Below are 15916 nucleotides of genomic sequence, written 5' to 3' on the forward strand. Positions count from 1 at the left end.
CGGCTCCTCATCCGCGCCGTGGCGCTTGTGCCGGCGGCGCGGGCGCCGGGGGTGCCGCCGTCGGCCCCGGCGAGGCAGGTGCAGTCCCTGCGCCGGATCGTGCCGGCTGCCCTTGCTGCCCTTGCTGCCCTTGCTGCCCTTGCTGCCCTTGCTGCCCTTGCTGCCCTTGCTGCCCTTGCTGCCCTTGCTGTCCTTGCGGCTCCTGCTGTCCCTGCTGTCCCTGCGGCTCCTGCTGGACCTGCTGGCCCTCGTGCCCGGACTGCTTCTCCGGTGGTGCAGGGGCGTGCGCCTTCTGCTGCATGGCCGCGCAGTCCACGTCTTCTCCTGGTCCGGTCTCCACCGTGGCGGCGAGTCCGAGCAGCGGGTTGATGAGGCCCAGCGCCACGGCGATGCCGGCGCGCGCGGCGACCGCTCCTTTGTCGACACCGGCCTCGGGAGCTGCGAACGTGCCGCCGATCTTCAGCGGCGAGCGCAGCGACAGGATGCTCACGTCCTTGGGCCGCGGCCAGAGCGTGAACTCGATGCGCTCCTGCGCCAGGTCGATCCCGCCCTGCCCCCAGATCACCGTATCGACGGTGTCGAGCACCACCACGCGCGAACGCATCACGCCCTTCTGCACGTCGAAGCCGGCGAACGCGCAGCGCAGCCGCACCTGCTGGTCGCGCCCCATCAGGAATTTCGCCACCTCGCCGCCATCGAGCCCCAGCGCCTCCAGCAGCAGGTTGCTCATGCGGCCTTCTCCCATGCCCAGGACCAGCTCGCCGGACGCCCCGGCCAGCAGGCGGCGGACGCTGGTGCCCTGCCCCGTCAACGCCAGGCGGGCCTGCACCTCCCCGAGGCTGGCGGCTTCACGGCCCTCCGGTGGCAGCAGCCGTTCCAGTTGCATGCCGTTCGCCTGAAGTTGCAGCTGCAGTTGCGCAGGCATGCGCCTCCCATCGAGCTGCGCCGACGCGGCCACCCGCCCTCCTGCCAGCGCGAATTCCAGCGGCTCGATGCGCAGCAGCCCCCGCTCCATGAGCACGCGCGTGCTCAGATGCTCGACGGGTAGCGGCCGGGCGTGCAGCACGCGTTCCGCTGTGATGCGCAGGTCGGCGTCCATGCGGGTGAGTCGGGCTGGATTCAGCGGCGTATCGGGCAGCACGCGCCCATTGCCTTTGCGCGGGACCGCCGCGCGCTTCGGGGCTGCGGGGCGCTGCGTGCCCGCCATGTTCACGAAGTCGCCGATGTCCAGCCGGCGCGCATGCAGCCTTCCCTGCAGCGCGCTGCGCTCACGGCCGCCGTCGTAGTGCAGTTCGCCGGCGAAATCCGTACGGCCCACGATGCCGCGCAGGTCGGTGCCACTCCAGCGCTCGCCCTCCCGCTGCAGCCGCCCCTCGAGCGCATAGGGCGCCGTGGCCGGCAAGGCGAGCCCGGTCACTGCTTGCAGCTCCGCGAGGTTGCGACCGCGCAGCGCGAGGTTGATGTCCGCACCGTCGAAGCTTCCCAGGCTGCGCATGCGCCCACCGGCGCGCAGGGTGGAGCGCCCCGACGAGGCGAACACCTCCACGGGAAAGGGCTGGCTGGCAGCCTGCCGCAGTGCCAGCACGTTGCCCGTGCGTCCCTCGCCCACGAAGGGCTCGCCACGCCAGCGCCCCCCGCCGCGAAAGCTCAGTGGCAGCAGCTGGGCTTCGGGCGACGTTGCATTCGCATCCAGCACGAAGTCCGCGCGGATGTCCGCCCCCAGATGCGGTGCGATGAAGCGCAGGGTTCCCTGATCGACCTGCATGGTGCCGACCTCCAGCCGGCTCTCGCGCTGCTCATCGTCACGGTCGAGCTGCCAGGTGCGACGGCCATCCGGAAGCAGTTCCAGCCCCAGACGCGGATTGCGCAGGGACACCCATGGCACTTCGAGCCGGCGCTGGAACAGGAGCGGCCACAGGCGGATGCGCAATTCCGCTCCCTCGGCCTCGACCAGGTACGGCTCCGTGGCCCACCGTGGATTGCCGAAAACCAGCCCGTCTGCGACGAGGTGCAACTCGCGCCCGAGCCGCACGTCCAGCCGTCGGGTGATCTCGAAATGGCGGCCGGTCTGTTCGGTGAGATAGCGATTGAGCGGTCCACGCAGTCGGTCCCAGGGAAACAGAGCGAGCACCAGCAGGGCGGCGAGCAGCGCAAGCAGCAGCACGCCGCCCAGTACCCGCCACCACCGCGCAGATCGCGCGCGCGCGGCGGGAGGATGCTCGATGTCCATGGCGCCTCAGCGCAAGCCCAGCTTCGCGACCAGGCGGTGCCACTCGGGTGGTGGGAGGGGCGCGCTGTCGTCGGTCTCGGCAAAGGACATGCCGGCACCGGCGCCGCGCAGATGCGGCATGCCGCCGGCGTCGGGACGTCCCAAGGCCAGCAGGCCCGCCATCAGCAGGGTCCCAAAGAAAATCATCAAAGAACCGAGAAGGATCCTCACTGCGCAGTCCTCGAACCGGCGGAGCCGGTGCTGTTTCGTGCAGTGTGCGGGGTGAGGATATGTAGCGGGGTCGGCTCCTCACGCCTTGACCTGTGAGCCTGAGCCTACATGCCGGGACGAGCAACGCGGCGCCGCGAACTCGCCCGGCCAGATCAATCGATCAGCTTGTTCTTGAGCGCGTAATAGGTGAGGTCGCTGTTCGAGGCGAGCGACATCTTCTCCATGAGGCGCGTGCGGTACGTGCTCACGGTCTTGACCGACAGCGACAGCGCCTTCGCGATGTCGCCGGCCGTCTCGCCCTTGGCCAGCTTGAGGAACACCTGGAACTCGCGTTCGGAGAGCTGCTCATGCGGTGCGCCGCCCTCTTTGCGATTGAGCTGCTGCGCGAGCAGCTCGGCCACGGCCGGCGAGATGTAGCGACGCCCGAGGGCGATGGTGCGGATCGCGTTCACGATCTCCATCGGCTCGCATTCCTTGTTCAAGTACCCGCTCGCGCCCTGCCGAATGAGGTTCATCGCGTAGTGCTCTTCGGGATACCCCGAGAGGATCAGGATGCCCACGTCGGGCGCCTTCGCGCGGATCATGCCCAAGGCATCGATACCGCTTTGGCCTGGCATGGACAGGTCCATCACCAGCACGTCCAGTTCCGTGGTGCGAACGAGGTCGATCGCCTCGCGGCCACTTGCGGCCTCACCCACTACGCGCAGATCCACCTGCTCGGAAAAGAACTGCTTCAGTCCCGACCGCACGATGGCATGGTCATCCACAATGCCGACTTTGATCATGTCCGTTCTCTTTCCTCGCCTGTTGCTGGCAACCCGAGGTCAACCGAAATGGCCTAACCTGTAAACATGACGAGTTTGGATTCTATGCACAACGGCACTCGCGTGGAGGCGTTCTAATGCCGATGCGCTCGCTGCCGAAGGCGGCGATCAGCCTGGTGCTGGCGGTTCTTGCGGTCGGCGTGCTCATCGGCATCAACGAAATCGGCTTTCGCCGCTCGAGTGCAGCGCTGTCGGAAATCAGGGAGGCGGCGGCCACGCGCGGTGCCCTGAACCGCACGCTGCAGCTGGTGCTCGACGCCGAGACCGGCTCACGAGGCTTCCTGCTCACGGGCGACCCGCGCTACCTCGAGCCGTACAACCGCGCGGTCGCCCAAGTCGGCCAGACGCTCGACGCCCTGAGCGGCATGTACACGGGCGAGCCCGATGCGCAGGTTGCGTTGTCTCAGGTGGCGCGCGAGTTGCAGCGCAAACTCTCCGAGATGGAATTGCTGGTGCGCATGCGCCAGCAGGGCAACGACGACGCCTGGAAGTTCGTGCTCATGACGGACGTGGGCAAGCAGCACATGGACGCCATCCGTGGTCAGGTGGAGGGTCTGGTGAACGCCGCCACGCAGCGCATCGAGCGCAGCCAGGAGCAGGTGCGGCACTCGCTGCTGCTCGCGCGTGCAGGCATCGCCGCGGTGGCGCTGGTCGCGCTGATCGCCTTCTGGTTGTACTTGCGCCAGACCTCGGCTCTGAACGCTGCCGGTGAGCGCCAGCAGCAGGCTCTTCAGGCCGAGCGGGACCTCCTCGAGCGCCAGGTGCGCGAGCGCACGGCCTCGCTCACCGAACTGGCGACCCATCTGCAGCAGGTGCGCGAGCAGGAGCGGGGCCATCTGGCGCGCGAGTTGCACGATGAGCTGGGTGCGCTGCTCACCGCCGCCAAGCTCGACGTGGCGCGGCTCAAGTCGCGCCTGGGCACGCCCGCCCCCGAGGTGTCCCAGCGGCTGCAGCACCTGACCGAGACACTCAACAGCGGCATCGCCCTCAAGCGCCGCATCATCGAAGACCTGCGCCCCTCATCGCTGGCGAACCTGGGACTGTCGGCGTCGCTGGAGATCCTGGCGCGCGAGTTCTCCGAGCAGACCGGCGTCGAAGTGCTCACCAATCTGGAGCAGGTCGAACTTGCCGAAGCAGACCAGCTCACCGTCTATCGCCTGGTGCAGGAGTCGCTCACCAACGTGGCCAAGTACGCCGAGGCGCACCAGGTGCACATCACGGTGCATGCCTATGCAACGGTCGTCGAAGTCAGCGTGCGCGACGACGGCCGGGGCTTCGACGTCGCGGGCATGCGCCCCTCAACCCACGGCCTTGCCGGCATGCGCCACCGTGTCGAGGCCTCGGGAGGGCGCCTCACCGTCACCTCCAAGCCGGGCGAAGGCACTCGCGTAATGGCGGTTTTGCCGAAGGGCCACGCCCCCCAGGCGCCGCGCGCAATCTCCTGAACTGCTCGTCCGCGCGTCGGCCTGTTCCTACGGAGCCACCCCGCGCAAGACGACATGCAGTCACGCCCGGCGCTTATCAGCGACGGCTGACCTTGAGCCGTACCCTCGTTGTGTGCCCTGCCCCCGCCGCGCCCGGGGCGTGTCTACCCACAACCACGACGAGAGGACCCTCACCATGTTCACACGCAGCAGCAGCAGCAAATCCGCTGGTCAGTACGTTGACGACGCGACCCGCAGCGGCAGCCAGGCGATCGACAACACGCGCGAGTACGCCGCCCAGGCGCTGGAGCGCACCGCGGAACGGCTGCGCGATCTGCGCTACGGCATGGCCGACACCGCCACTGCGGCGCAGCGGCACGTCCACCACTATGCGGACGCCACCTCCCGGTATGTCGCGGAGCAGCCCATGAAGGCGGCGCTCGCCGCAGCGGCGGTCGGGGCCCTGCTGACCGCGGCCGTTCTCATGTCGCGCCGCCGGCACGAGCGGTACTGAGCCCAGGAGCGGCCAACCATGTTGCATCCCATCTTTTCAGTCCTGTTCAGCAAGCCGGAGCTGCTGAGCGATCATCTGGCAAGCTATGCCGGGCTGATCCGCGACGAAGCCAAGGACGTCGGCGCCGAGGTGGCCAAACGCGCGGTTGCGGGCATCGTGGCGGCCGTCTGCCTGCTGGTGTTCCTGATCCTGATCGGCGTCGCGGTCATGCTGTGGGCCGTCGCCGGCTTCCACTGGATGCTGCTGATCGTGCCGGCCGTGTTCCTGGTGGTGGCCATCGTCGGCGGCCTGCAAGCCAAGAAGAAGCTGCCGAACGGCGCGTTCAAGGAGACCCGCTCCCAGCTCAATGCGGACGCGCAGACCCTGCATTCCCTGGGAGCCCAGCCATGAACGAGAGCAGCCATCGGCTGGAACAGTCGCGCCTGGCCATCCTGGAGCACATCCAGCGCAAGCAGCAAAGCCCCGGCATGCTGCGATCGGCCTTCAACAAGGTGGCGCATGCGGCGGGCTTCGGCTCGCAGACGCATCGCAACGGCGCCGCGGAGATGCAGCCCGTTGCCACCCAGGAGACGCCGTCCAGGGACCCGATCTTCGAGGAGAGCGCTGCGCAGCTGCGCATCGAGGAAGCCGATCGCAAAGAGCACGAGGAAGCGATCCGCGGCACCGATCCGGCCACACGCCACGCGCGCCGTGCCGACCGCCTGTTCGGCGGCCGTTTCGCCGCCCTTGGCGACGCCGGCCGCACCTACTGGAGCAACCACCCGGCCAATCTCGTGGTGGAACTGGCGCGTCCGGTGATGTCTTCGTATGCGCAGCGCCGGCCCGTGAGCTTCCTGGCCATCGCGATGGCCGCGGGCGCCGTGTTCTACCTTGCCAAGCCGTGGCGAATGATTTCGCTCACCGGCCTTGCCCTGGCGGCGCTGCGCTCGCCGCAGGTCTCCTCTGCACTCATTTCGGCGATGTACGGGCCCGCGCGCGCCGACGAAGGCATGTCCCGCGTCGATGAACCCGACATCTACACCCATCAACAACCCTGAAGGAGCTTCTTACATGAAATACGCACGCACGATCCTGTTGGCCGCCATGGCCGGCCTGACGGTCGCCACCACCGCCGGTTGCGCCGTCATGCGCGACCAGACCACGGTGGGCGGCTACGTCGATGACAAGGTGACGACGGCCCGCGTCAAGGCCAAGCTGCTGGAGGACCGCACCACCGGCGGCATGTCCATCAACGTCGATACCCTCGAAGGCGTGGTGGCGCTGTCCGGCTTCGCCAAGTCGCCCGCGGAGAAATCCCAGGCCGAGGCGCTGGCCCGCGCCACTCCCGGCGTGCGCCAGGTCGTCAACAACCTGATCGTGCGTCCCTGATCGCAGCCGCTGCGAGGTCCTTCCCGTGAGGACCTTCGACTGCGAGCAGTGTGGCCAGGCGCTGTACTACGAGAACAGCACCTGCCTGCGCTGCGGGAGCGCACTGGCGTTCCTGCCGGACCGCATGGACCTGTGCGCCATCGAACCGGTGGGCGACGATGCGCCCGGCCTGTGGCAACGCAGGATGCCGAAATTTCAGCGCGCCGCTGGCGCCGCTGGCGCCTCGGCCGCTCCTGGCCGCTGGCGACTGTGCATGCACCACGAGCAGACGCAGGCCTGCAACTTCGCGGTACCCGAGGACGACCTCAATCCTCTGTGCGTCTCTTGCCGGCAGACCCGCGTGCTGCCCGATCTTTCCGTGCCGCAGAACCAGCGGCGCTTCTATCGCATCGAAGGTGCCAAGCGCCGGCTGTTCTTCACGCTCGCACGGCTGGGGCTGGTCAACCCGCATCCGGCGCCGGGCGTAGAGCAGGGACCGCGCTACGAGTTCCTCGCCGATCAGCCCGGACAACCGGTTCTCACCGGGCACAGCAACGGCGTGATCACCCTCAACATCGCGGAAGCGGATGACGACGAGCGCGAGCGCCGCCGGCTCGCGCTGGGTGAGCCCTACCGCACGCTGCTCGGCCACCTGCGGCACGAGTCCGGCCACTACTACTGGGACGTGCTGATCGAACGGGCCGGGCGCCACGAGCGCTTTCGCAGTGCCTTCGGAGACGAGCGGGCCGACTACGCCGAGGCGCTGCGCCAGCACTACGAGCGCGCCGCCCACGACATCGACTGGCAGGAGCGGCACGTGAGCGCCTACGCGACCGCGCACCCCTGGGAGGACTGGGCCGAAACCTGGGCCCATTACCTGCACATGGTGGACCTGCTGGAGACCGCCGCCTCGTTCGAGACGCGGCTCGTGCTGCACGCGCCCGGCGCCGATGTGCACGAGCACGTATCGGATCCCTTCGCACGCGCCGACGACTTCGATGCGCTCGTCGCCCAATGGGTGCCGCTCACCGTGCTGGTGAACAGCCTCACCCGCAGCCTGGGGCAGGAGGACGCCTATCCGTTCGCGCTCAGTGTGAGTGCGCTCGACAAGCTGCGCGTGGTGCACGAGATCGTGCACGAGCACGTGCGCCAGGGCGGGGAGCAATCGCCGGCGCCGGGCTGAGGCGGCTCGCCCGCGCGCAGGTTGAGCCCGCGCAAATCCGCCCTCGCACGCGATAGGGCGGTCCGCTCAGCGCGCCAGCCAGAGCAGCAGCCCATACCCGGCCACTCCAGCCGCGAAGGCGCCGAAGCGGCTTTCGCGCTCGGTCGGCAACTCCTCCTTCATCACGTTCATGATGATCCCGCCCGCCAGCAGCGCCACACCGCTTTGCAGTGCGAGTTCGGGTACTTCCATGGTGGCGCCGGCGAGCCAGCCCGCCACCGCCGACCCGGCCAGCAGCCAGCGGCCCCGTCCGTGATAGAGCTGCCGGTAGTGGGCGCGCAGCCCGTAGTCGTTCACCAGGAAGTGCATGGCCAGCGCCAGCGTGAAAAGCGAGGTCTTCACCAGGCCCACCTCGTCGCGCTGCACCAGCACGACACCGATGATCCAGTTGTAGAGCGCGAAAGCGCCCACATGCAGCGCGAACACGACCCGAGTCGAGGGCTCCGGGTGCTCCAGCTGCGGATCGCCGGCCGCGGCGTGCCTTCGCTGGTGGCCGCAGGCCAGCCGCTCCACCCCGTAGAACACCGTGAGTCCCGCCATCGCCAGCAGGTAGGCCGAAAGGTCCAGCCCCATGGGCTGCGCACGCTGCAACATGTGGTGGCCGCGATCCAGCTCCGGCAGCAGGTGCAGGAAGACGTAGGCGACCGACACCCCGCCCGAGGCCGACAGCCAGATGCTGCGCGGCGCACGGTCGAGGAAGCGCAGCCGGTTCCCCCACAGATGCACCAGGGCGAGCACGATGACGCCCACCCCCGACACCAGGTGGTGGCTCAGCCCTGCCATGCCCGGTCGCCCCTCAACGTGCGGCTCCCCCGGGGACCGAAAGACGGTTGTCGACCGCGCGCACCCCGGCGATCCCGCGCGCGAGTTCGCCTGCGCGCTCCCGGGCGACCGGATCGGGCGCCGGTCCACGCAGCAGCACCTCCCCGTCGTGCGTCTCCACGTCGATCTTCATTGCACTCAGCTCCTCGTCGGCGGCCAGTCGCTTGTTCATGAGGATGGTGATCTGCATGTCCCGCGCCGCGGCCCGATCGATGTCGGACGAGCGCTGATCCGCAGCCGCGCCCGCGGCAGCCTCCGGGTTCGCCGGTACGTCGGCGCGCTGGCACGCCGCCAGGCCCGTGCACAGCGCCAGCGCGGCGAGCAGGAACGCAAGCCGTGCGCAGCGCGATGTGCGTGCCCGCCGGCACGGGAGGGACGCGGAGCAGCTCATGTCGTCGCGATGTCCTTGAGTTGCCGGCGCTGCACCCGGCGCGAGCGGGGCCAGCGCAGCGGGAACACGCCTTGACACACGGGCGTCGGCGCTGGGTGACGGCGCAGGGACAGCCCGGGGCAGGCGGAAAAAAGGAGGTGGTACGCAACCACCTCCCTGTTCACCTGTCGAGGCCGTCCGCTCAGCTCGTCGAGCCGCCGGCCACCTTCAACTCGTTCTTCACTTCCTTGACGTTGTCCACGTGCCGTGCAATTTCCGCCGCACGCTTCTTGGCCTCTTCGGAGGGGGCGCTGCCCTTGAGCGTGACGACGCCGTCCTTCGTGTCCACGTCGATCTTGGTCGCGCTCAGGTGCTTGTCCACCGACAGGCCGGTGTTGACCTTGGTCGTGATGGCCATGTCGGTTACGGCCGAGCCGATGCTGCTCGACTTCTCCTCCTGCTGCTTGGGCTGCGAGGAAGACGGCTGCGAACCCGCTCCCATGGTCGCTGCCCCGGCAGCGCTGCTGCCACCCGAACTCGCCTGCGCTTCCTGCACCTTCAGCTCGTTCTTGACGCTCTTGACGTCCGCGACCTTGCGCGCCGCTTCCTCAGCCTGGTTCTTGGCCTGCTCGCTCGGCGCCTGGCCGGTGAGCGTCACCTCGCCGTCCTGCGTCTGCACCTGGATGGCGTCGGCCTTCAGCTCGCTCTGGCTGCTCAGGCGCTCCTTCACCTTCTCGGTGATCTGCTGGTCCGGCGTGCCGGAAGACGACGAGCCGGCGGCACCCATGGTGCTCGCGCCACCCGAACTCGCCTGCGCTTCCTGCACCTTCAGCTCGTTCTTGACGCTCTTGACGTCCTCGACCTTGCGCGCCGCTTCCTCAGCCTGGTTCTTGGCCTGCTCGCTCGGCGCCTGGCCGGTGAGCGTCACCTCGCCGTCCTGCGTCTGCACCTGGATGGCGTCGGCCTTCAGCTCGCTCTGGCTGCTCAGGCGCTCCTTCACCTTCTCGGTGATCTGCTGGTCCGGCGTGCCGGACGACGACGAGCCGGCGGCACCCATGGTGCTCGCGCCACCCGAACTCGCCTGGGCTTCCTGCACCTTCAGCTCGTTCTTGACGCTCTTGACGTCCTCGACCTTGCGCGCCGCTTCCTCAGCCTGGTTTTTGGCCTGCTCGCTCGGCGCCTGGCCGGTGAGCGTCACCTCGCCGTCCTGCGTCTGCACCTGGATGGCGTCGGCCTTCAACTCGCTCTGGCTGCCCAGGCGCTCCTTCACCTTCTCGGTGATCTGCTGGTCCGGCGTGCCGGACGACGACGAGCCCATCGCGGACGAGGACGAGGAGGTCGCGGGCGAAGACGATCCCGCAGCGCCCATGCTGCTCTGGGTCGCGTTGCCGGCGGTGTCGCCGCTGCCCACCGTGCTGCTGCTGCCGGGCGCGTTCGGGTCGCGAGGCACCAGCGCGGTCAGCGAGTTGCTCGCGCTGGCGCTGTCCGACGCCTGTTGTCCGCTGCTACCCGCCGCAGCGCCGGAAGAAGCCTGCTGCTGCTGCTGCGCAGCCGAGCCGCCGGATGCTGCGTCCTGGCTGACCTGCAGTTCGTTGCGTACTTCGTTGACGCCTTCCACGTAGCGGGCGATCTCCTCTGCGCGGTCCTTGGCTTCCTGGCTCGGGGCCTTGCCCTTGAGCGTCACCACCGCGCCCTTGGTGTCCACCTCGATGCCGGAGGCGCTCAGGCGCTTATCGACCGACAGGCCGGTGTTCACCTTGGCGGAGATCTGCGCGTCCTTGACAGCGTCGCTCACGCCAGCCGAAGGATCGCGCTGCTCGCCGGATGCGCCGGACGCTCCCATGGTGGACGACCCCGACGACGATGCCGACGCGCTCTCTTGCGGCTGCATGGCGGCGCCGCTGCCGCTGGTGCTGCTCGCCTGGCGCTCCGCGCCCTGGGGCTCCGGCAGGGGCTCAACGATGGCGATGGTCTGACCGCCGCCGGAAGACTGCGCCGCCTCCTGAGCCTTCTGCGCTTCCATCTGGGCTTGCTGTGCTTCGCGCTGGGCCTTCTCGGCCTCGCTCTGCGTCTGGGCGATGGCTTCCCGCGTCTCTTCACGCGCTTCTTTGGCCGTCTCGCGGGCTTCCTGCACCGTCTGCTGGGTTTCCTGGCGTGCCTCGGCCAACTTCTCCTGGGCCTGCTGGTTGGCCTGATCGTAGGCTTCGCTCGACTTCTGCTGGGCCTCGTTGACCGCCTGCTGCGCCTCGGTGCGGGCCTCCTGGATAGCCTGCTGGGATTCCTGGCGCGCCTCGGCCAAGGCCTCCTGCGCCTGCTGGCCTGCCTGGTTGGCGGTGCTGGCTGCTTCCTGTGCCGCGTTGTTCACCGGCGCCGCGCCGGTCTGGACGGTTTCCCGCTCGCCGCAGCCGGCCAAGGCCAGCAGCACCGCTACCGACGAGGCAGTGGCGAGGGTCTTGTAGTGCATCGATCGCATGGACGTTCCCTTCCTTCAAAGATAGGAAGACCAGCGCCTGGCGCAGCGACTGCCGCTGCGACCCGCTGGTTTCCGATGCGGGACATGTTGGCGCGCCGCGATCGACGGCAGGCAGTGGTGGCCGACCCGCCGGTTCGTAGGACACCACCCAGAACAGCCCGCGCCGCACCGCAGGCATGGCGTCGGCGAAGCGCTAATCGAGCAGCGGCCGGGCCCGCCCGCCCCGCCGCCGGTCGGCCTTGGGCAGCAGGGCCTGCGCCGCGAGCTGCGCCGAGCGCTCCTGCAGCCGCGACAGCATGGCGTCCAGCCGCGCCACGTCCGCTTGCGGCAGCACCGCAAGGATCTCGCGGTTGATGTCGCGCACGGCGGGCATGAGCTCCGCGACCAGTGCGCGCCCGGCCGGCGTCAGCGACAGCCGGGCCTGGCGCCGGTCGGCTTCGCCCGGCATGCGGCTGACCAACTGCTTGGCCACCAGCGACGTGATGGCGCGCGAGGTGCGGGCACGGTCGAGCCGGATGCGGTCGGCGAGCTCGGACGACAGCAGCCCGTCGATCTGCCCCAGCAGGGCCAGCACCCGCCATTCGCGACGGGTGATCCCGTAGCGCCCCTCGCACAGCCTGATCACCATGCTGCCGGCCGTGGCCGTGAGCCGCCCCAGCCGATAGAGCAGCAGGTCGTCGAGCGTTTCGGGATTGCTCAGGCGCGAAGCCCCGGCAGGTGCGGGCATAGGGTTTGTCCTGCGGATGGTTGATTTGATCAATCGATTGTCGTGCGGCTAGAGTGGGTCGCACACCTCGAACAAGCAGGAGACAAACCCATGCGCGCACGCATTCGATTCATCGCCGCCCTCGCACTCGCCGCCGTGTTGACCCCGCCGGCACTGGCGCAGGACAAGTCGCCGCTCAAGATCCTGGTGGGCTTCCCGCCCGGCGGCTCGGCCGACCAGATCGCCCGCCTCATGGGCGAAGCCCTGCGCGACGACTTCAACCCCATCGTGGTGGAGAACAAGCCGGGTGCGGGCGGTCGCATCGCGCTGGCAGCGACCAAGGCCGCCAAGCCCGACGGCCAGACCGTGATCATCCTGCCGAGCGGCCCGATGGTGCTGTTCCCGCACGTCTACAAGAAGCTCGACTACGACCCGGTGAAGGATTTCACCCCGGTGTCGCTGCTCGCGCGCTTCCAGTTCGGCGTGGTCTCCGGACCGGCAAGCAACGTGAAGACCGTCGGCGAGATGCTCGCGCAGGCCAAGGCCGACCCCAAGGGCGTCACCTACGGCTCGCCGGGCCAGGGCACCCTGCCCCACTTCATGGGCGTGCTGATGGAACAGAGCACCGGCGCGCCCTTCCTGCACGTGCCGTTCCAGGGCGGTGGCCCAGCCAACAACGCGCTGGTCGCCGGCCACGTCGGCTACAAGTTCGACGTGGTTTCCGAGACCGCGGAGCTGCACCGCAGCGGCAAGGTGCGCATCATCGCCGTGACCGGATCGCAGCGCGACCCGCAGGTGCCCGAGGTGCCCACGCTCAAGGAGGCGGGCGTGGACATGGAGGCGAGCGCCTGGTTCGCCATGTATGCGCCCGCCGGCCTGCCGCCTGCGACCCTCGCGCGCCTGGAGCGTGCGGTGTCGGCGGCGATGAAGACGCCGGCCATGCGCGAGCGCATGCAGAAGCTGGGCTACGAAACCGTGGGCTCCACCTCCGCCGAACTCGCCGCGGAACAGCGCAAGGACCTGGCCCGCTGGGAAAAGCCGATCAAGGCCACCGGCATCCAGCTCGATTAGTTTTCCTCCCTGCCTGCGCACGCTCACCATGCAACGACGCAATGCGCGCGATCCGGACACGGTGCGGCGCTTCAACGACGCCAAGATGACGCCCGTCGCCGCCACCCAGGCGCAGACCCGCGCCATGCTCGATGCGTATCGCGCGCAGTGGGCGCCGGTAGTGCAGAAGTCCGGCTATCAGCCCTGAGGCAGCTCGCGCCCGGGGCGCCCCTTTTTCACCTGCAAACCCTTCGAGGCACCCGATGAACACTTCGCTTTCGCTTTCCCGGCGCGCCGTGCTGACTGCCGCCGGCCTCGCCCTCGCCGCGGGCGGCGCCTTCGCCCAGGCGCCCTCCCCTGCCTGGCCCACCAAGCCGGTGCGCCTGGTCGTCAACTTCCCGCCCGGCGGCCCGCTCGACATCCTCGCGCGGGCGATGGGCGAGTCGCTGCAAAAGCAGCTGGGCCAGCCCTTCGTGGTGGAGAACAAGCCGGGCGCCGGCGGCAACATCGGCGCCGATGCCGGCGCCAAGGCCGCCGCCGATGGGCACACCGTGCTCTTCACCATCGACTCCACGGTGACGGTGAACCCGCACATCTACAAGTCGATGGCATTCAGCCCGTCCGACCTCAAGCCCGTGATGATCATGTCCTCGTCCGGACTGCTGGTTGGCGTGCACCCGCAGACCGGCTTCAAGACCATGAACGACCTGGTGCAGGGCGCCAAGGCCAAGACCGTGAACTTCAGCTCCGCCGGTCCGGGCAGCCCGGGCCACCTCGCGGCCGCGATGGCCACCGACGCGACCGGCATGAAGATCAACCACATCCCCTACAAAGGCAACGCGCCGGCGGTGACCGCGGTGCTGTCCGGCGAGGTCGATGGCGGCGTGCTCGCGACGCCCGGCATGCTGCCGCACGTGAAGGCCGGCAAGGTCACGCCGCTGGCGGTGACCAGCCGCCAGCGCTCCGCGCTCGCGCCGGACATCCCCACCGTGGGACAGGCCGGCCTGCCGCAGCTCGAGCAGGAGGTGCTCTACATGGCCATGGTGCCGGCCGCGACGCCCGCGCCGGTGGTGCAGGCCCTGGAGAAGGCCATGGTGGAGACGCTGAACATGCCGGCCATGCGCGAGCGCCTGAAGGCCCTGGACATGCACGCCGAAGGCCAGACCGGCGCCGAGGCCGCGAAGCGCCTGTCGGATCTGCGTGAGCGCTATGGCAAGGTCATCACCGCGACGGGAATGAAAGTCGAATGAGCGCCGCCACTGCTTCGGGGCAACGCCCCAACCTGATCTACATCGTCGCCGACGACCTGGGCTTCGCCGACCTGGGCTGCTACGGCGGCCGCGAGGCCGAGTTCGGGCCCGTATCTCCGGTGCTCGACCGCCTTGCCGCCGACGGCCTGCGCTTCACGCAGGGCTACTCGAACTCTCCGGTGTGCTCGCCCACGCGCTTCGCCATCATGACGGCACGCTACCAGTACCGACTGCGCGGCGCGGCCGAAGAGCCGATCAACAGCCGTGCGCGCCTGAGCACCACGCTCGGCCTTCCCACCGACCAGCCCACCATGCCCTCGCTGCTGAAGGCGGCGGGTTACCGCACGGCCCTCATCGGCAAGTGGCACCTGGGCTACCCGCCCACCTTCGGTCCGCTGCGCTCGGGCTACGAGGAGTTCTTCGGCCCCATGGCCGGCGGGGTGGACTACTTCACCCACTGCTCCAGCACCGGCGAGCACGACCTGTGGTTCGGCGAGGAAGAGAAGAAGGAAGAGGGCTACCTCACCGACCTGCTCTCGCGCCGCGCGGTCGATTACGTCGATCGCATGGCGCAGCAAGAGGCGCCTTTCCTGCTGAGCCTGCACTACACCGCGCCGCACTGGCCATGGGAAACGCGCGACGACGCCGCGGTGGCACCCGGGGTGCGCGACAACCTGTTCCACCTGCACGGCGGCAACATCCACACCTACCGCCGCATGATCCACCACATGGACGAAGGCATCGGCTGGATCGTCGAGGCCCTGCGGCGCAACGGCCAGCTGGACAACACGCTGATCGTCTTCACCAGCGACAACGGCGGCGAGCGCTTCTCGGACAACTGGCCGCTGGTGGGCGGCAAGATGGACCTCACCGAAGGCGGCATCCGCGTGCCCTGGATCGCGCACTGGCCGGCCGTCATCCGCCCGGGCCGCATCTCCGCGCAGCACTGCATGAGCATGGACTGGTCGGCCACCATGGTCGAGGCCGGCGGCGCACAGGCCGATGCGGCGTACCCGCTCGACGGCGTGTCGCTGCTGCCGGTGCTGCAGCAGGACGGCGCCGAGTTCGCGCGGCCCATGCACTGGCGCATGAACCACCGGGGCCAGCGCGCCACCCGCGACGGCGACTGGAAGTACCTGCGCGTGGACGGCCACGACTACCTGTTCAACATCCCGGCCGACGAGCGCGAGCGTGCGAACCAGGCCGGCCGCGACCCGCAGCGCCTGGTGCGCATGCGCGAAGCCTGGGAGAGCTGGAACGCCAGCATGCCGGCCATCCCTACCGACGCGACGATCAGCCTCGGTTACGGCGCCAAGGACATGCCGCAGCGCTGAGCGCCCGGCGGGGCTGGCCGCCGACGGCGGCGGCTCGACACGCTCCCGCGCTTGCCGTGGCACGGAACGGATCCGGCACGGCATCGAACTGACCCCACCGGCGGGAACGATCGAACGCCGGTCACCGAGGCGCTGTTCGT

At 69.1% G+C, this 15916-nt stretch carries 16 protein-coding genes and 1 pseudogene; 10 read left to right on the top strand and 7 right to left on the bottom strand.

All coding sequences use genetic code 11. The features are described 5' to 3' along the window. Positions 1-7 precede the first annotated feature (7 nt). The 3 genes from WG922_RS03945 to WG922_RS03955 form a co-directional block, all read right to left on the bottom strand. Positions 8-2230 carry an AsmA family protein gene (locus tag WG922_RS03945; RefSeq protein WP_340280843.1) on the bottom strand — a complete coding sequence of 741 codons (2223 nt, stop codon included), beginning with the start codon at positions 2228-2230 and terminating at the stop codon, positions 8-10. Between the two features lie 6 nt (positions 2231-2236). Continuing rightward, positions 2237-2416: a hypothetical protein gene (locus tag WG922_RS03950; RefSeq protein ID WP_340280844.1), complete on the bottom strand. Its 180-nt coding sequence runs from the start codon at positions 2414-2416 to the stop codon at positions 2237-2239. A gap of 176 nt (positions 2417-2592) precedes the next feature. After that, on the bottom strand, positions 2593-3225 hold the full coding sequence (locus WG922_RS03955) for a response regulator (protein WP_013902425.1): 633 nt from the start codon (positions 3223-3225) through the stop codon (positions 2593-2595). Between the two features lie 116 nt (positions 3226-3341). Between WG922_RS03955 and WG922_RS03960 the strand changes: the two genes are divergently transcribed. The 6 genes from WG922_RS03960 (at position 3342) to WG922_RS03985 (ending at position 7732) form a co-directional block, all read left to right on the top strand. Beyond that, complete coding sequence (locus WG922_RS03960; RefSeq protein WP_340280846.1) at positions 3342-4709, top strand: CHASE3 domain-containing protein; 1368 nt, start codon at positions 3342-3344, stop codon at positions 4707-4709. A 175-nt stretch (positions 4710-4884) separates the two neighbouring features. Further along, positions 4885-5202, top strand: coding sequence for a hypothetical protein (locus WG922_RS03965; protein WP_340280847.1), 318 nt, complete (start codon positions 4885-4887; stop codon positions 5200-5202). Between the two features lie 18 nt (positions 5203-5220). After that, entirely contained in the window at positions 5221-5592 is a 372-nt protein-coding gene (locus tag WG922_RS03970) for a phage holin family protein (protein ID WP_340280848.1), read from the top strand. Beyond that, on the top strand, positions 5589-6239 hold the full coding sequence (locus WG922_RS03975; RefSeq protein WP_340280849.1) for a hypothetical protein: 651 nt from the start codon (positions 5589-5591) through the stop codon (positions 6237-6239). Before WG922_RS03970 ends, WG922_RS03975 begins: the two co-directional genes overlap by 4 nt. Before the next feature lie 13 nt (positions 6240-6252). Further along, on the top strand, positions 6253-6570 hold the full coding sequence (locus WG922_RS03980) for a BON domain-containing protein (protein ID WP_340280850.1): 318 nt from the start codon (positions 6253-6255) through the stop codon (positions 6568-6570). Positions 6571-6595: 25 nt separating this feature from the next. Continuing rightward, the gene (locus WG922_RS03985) at positions 6596-7732 is read left to right on the top strand and encodes a zinc-binding metallopeptidase family protein (RefSeq protein WP_340280851.1); all 1137 of its coding nucleotides are present in this window, start codon (positions 6596-6598) and stop codon (positions 7730-7732) included. A 66-nt stretch (positions 7733-7798) separates the two neighbouring features. On the opposite strand, the gene WG922_RS03990 is transcribed toward WG922_RS03985, so the two are convergent. From WG922_RS03990 to WG922_RS04005, 4 genes are all read right to left on the bottom strand, one after another. Continuing rightward, a complete protein-coding gene (locus WG922_RS03990; protein ID WP_340280852.1) occupies positions 7799-8554 on the bottom strand; it encodes a hypothetical protein in 756 nt (251 codons plus the stop codon). Positions 8555-8567: 13 nt separating this feature from the next. Beyond that, the gene (locus WG922_RS03995; RefSeq protein ID WP_340280853.1) at positions 8568-8984 is read right to left on the bottom strand and encodes a BON domain-containing protein; all 417 of its coding nucleotides are present in this window, start codon (positions 8982-8984) and stop codon (positions 8568-8570) included. A 181-nt stretch (positions 8985-9165) separates the two neighbouring features. Continuing rightward, positions 9166-11436 (bottom strand): BON domain-containing protein, encoded by a 2271-nt coding sequence (locus tag WG922_RS04000; protein ID WP_340280854.1) that lies wholly within the window; start codon positions 11434-11436, stop codon positions 9166-9168. 193 nt (positions 11437-11629) lie between these two features. After that, positions 11630-12163 carry a MarR family winged helix-turn-helix transcriptional regulator gene (locus WG922_RS04005; protein WP_340280855.1) on the bottom strand — a complete coding sequence of 178 codons (534 nt, stop codon included), beginning with the start codon at positions 12161-12163 and terminating at the stop codon, positions 11630-11632. 90 nt (positions 12164-12253) lie between these two features. On the opposite strand from WG922_RS04005, the gene WG922_RS04010 reads away from it, so the two are divergent. The 4 genes and pseudogenes from WG922_RS04010 to WG922_RS04025 all read left to right on the top strand — a co-directional run bounded on the left by WG922_RS04010 (position 12254) and on the right by WG922_RS04025 (position 15776). After that, positions 12254-13213, top strand: coding sequence for a Bug family tripartite tricarboxylate transporter substrate binding protein (locus WG922_RS04010; protein ID WP_340280856.1), 960 nt, complete (start codon positions 12254-12256; stop codon positions 13211-13213). 46 nt (positions 13214-13259) lie between these two features. After that, positions 13260-13400, top strand: a pseudogene (locus WG922_RS04015) (ABC transporter substrate-binding protein); the annotation flags it as partial. A 55-nt stretch (positions 13401-13455) separates the two neighbouring features. Beyond that, positions 13456-14442 carry a Bug family tripartite tricarboxylate transporter substrate binding protein gene (locus tag WG922_RS04020; RefSeq protein WP_340280857.1) on the top strand — a complete coding sequence of 329 codons (987 nt, stop codon included), beginning with the start codon at positions 13456-13458 and terminating at the stop codon, positions 14440-14442. Further along, positions 14439-15776 (top strand): sulfatase family protein, encoded by a 1338-nt coding sequence (locus tag WG922_RS04025; protein ID WP_340280858.1) that lies wholly within the window; start codon positions 14439-14441, stop codon positions 15774-15776. Before WG922_RS04020 ends, WG922_RS04025 begins: the two co-directional genes overlap by 4 nt. Positions 15777-15916 lie beyond the last annotated feature (140 nt).

The organism is Ramlibacter sp. AN1015, from assembly GCF_037726105.1.
In the GTDB taxonomy this organism is placed as follows: Bacteria; Pseudomonadota; Gammaproteobacteria; order Burkholderiales; family Burkholderiaceae_C; genus Ramlibacter.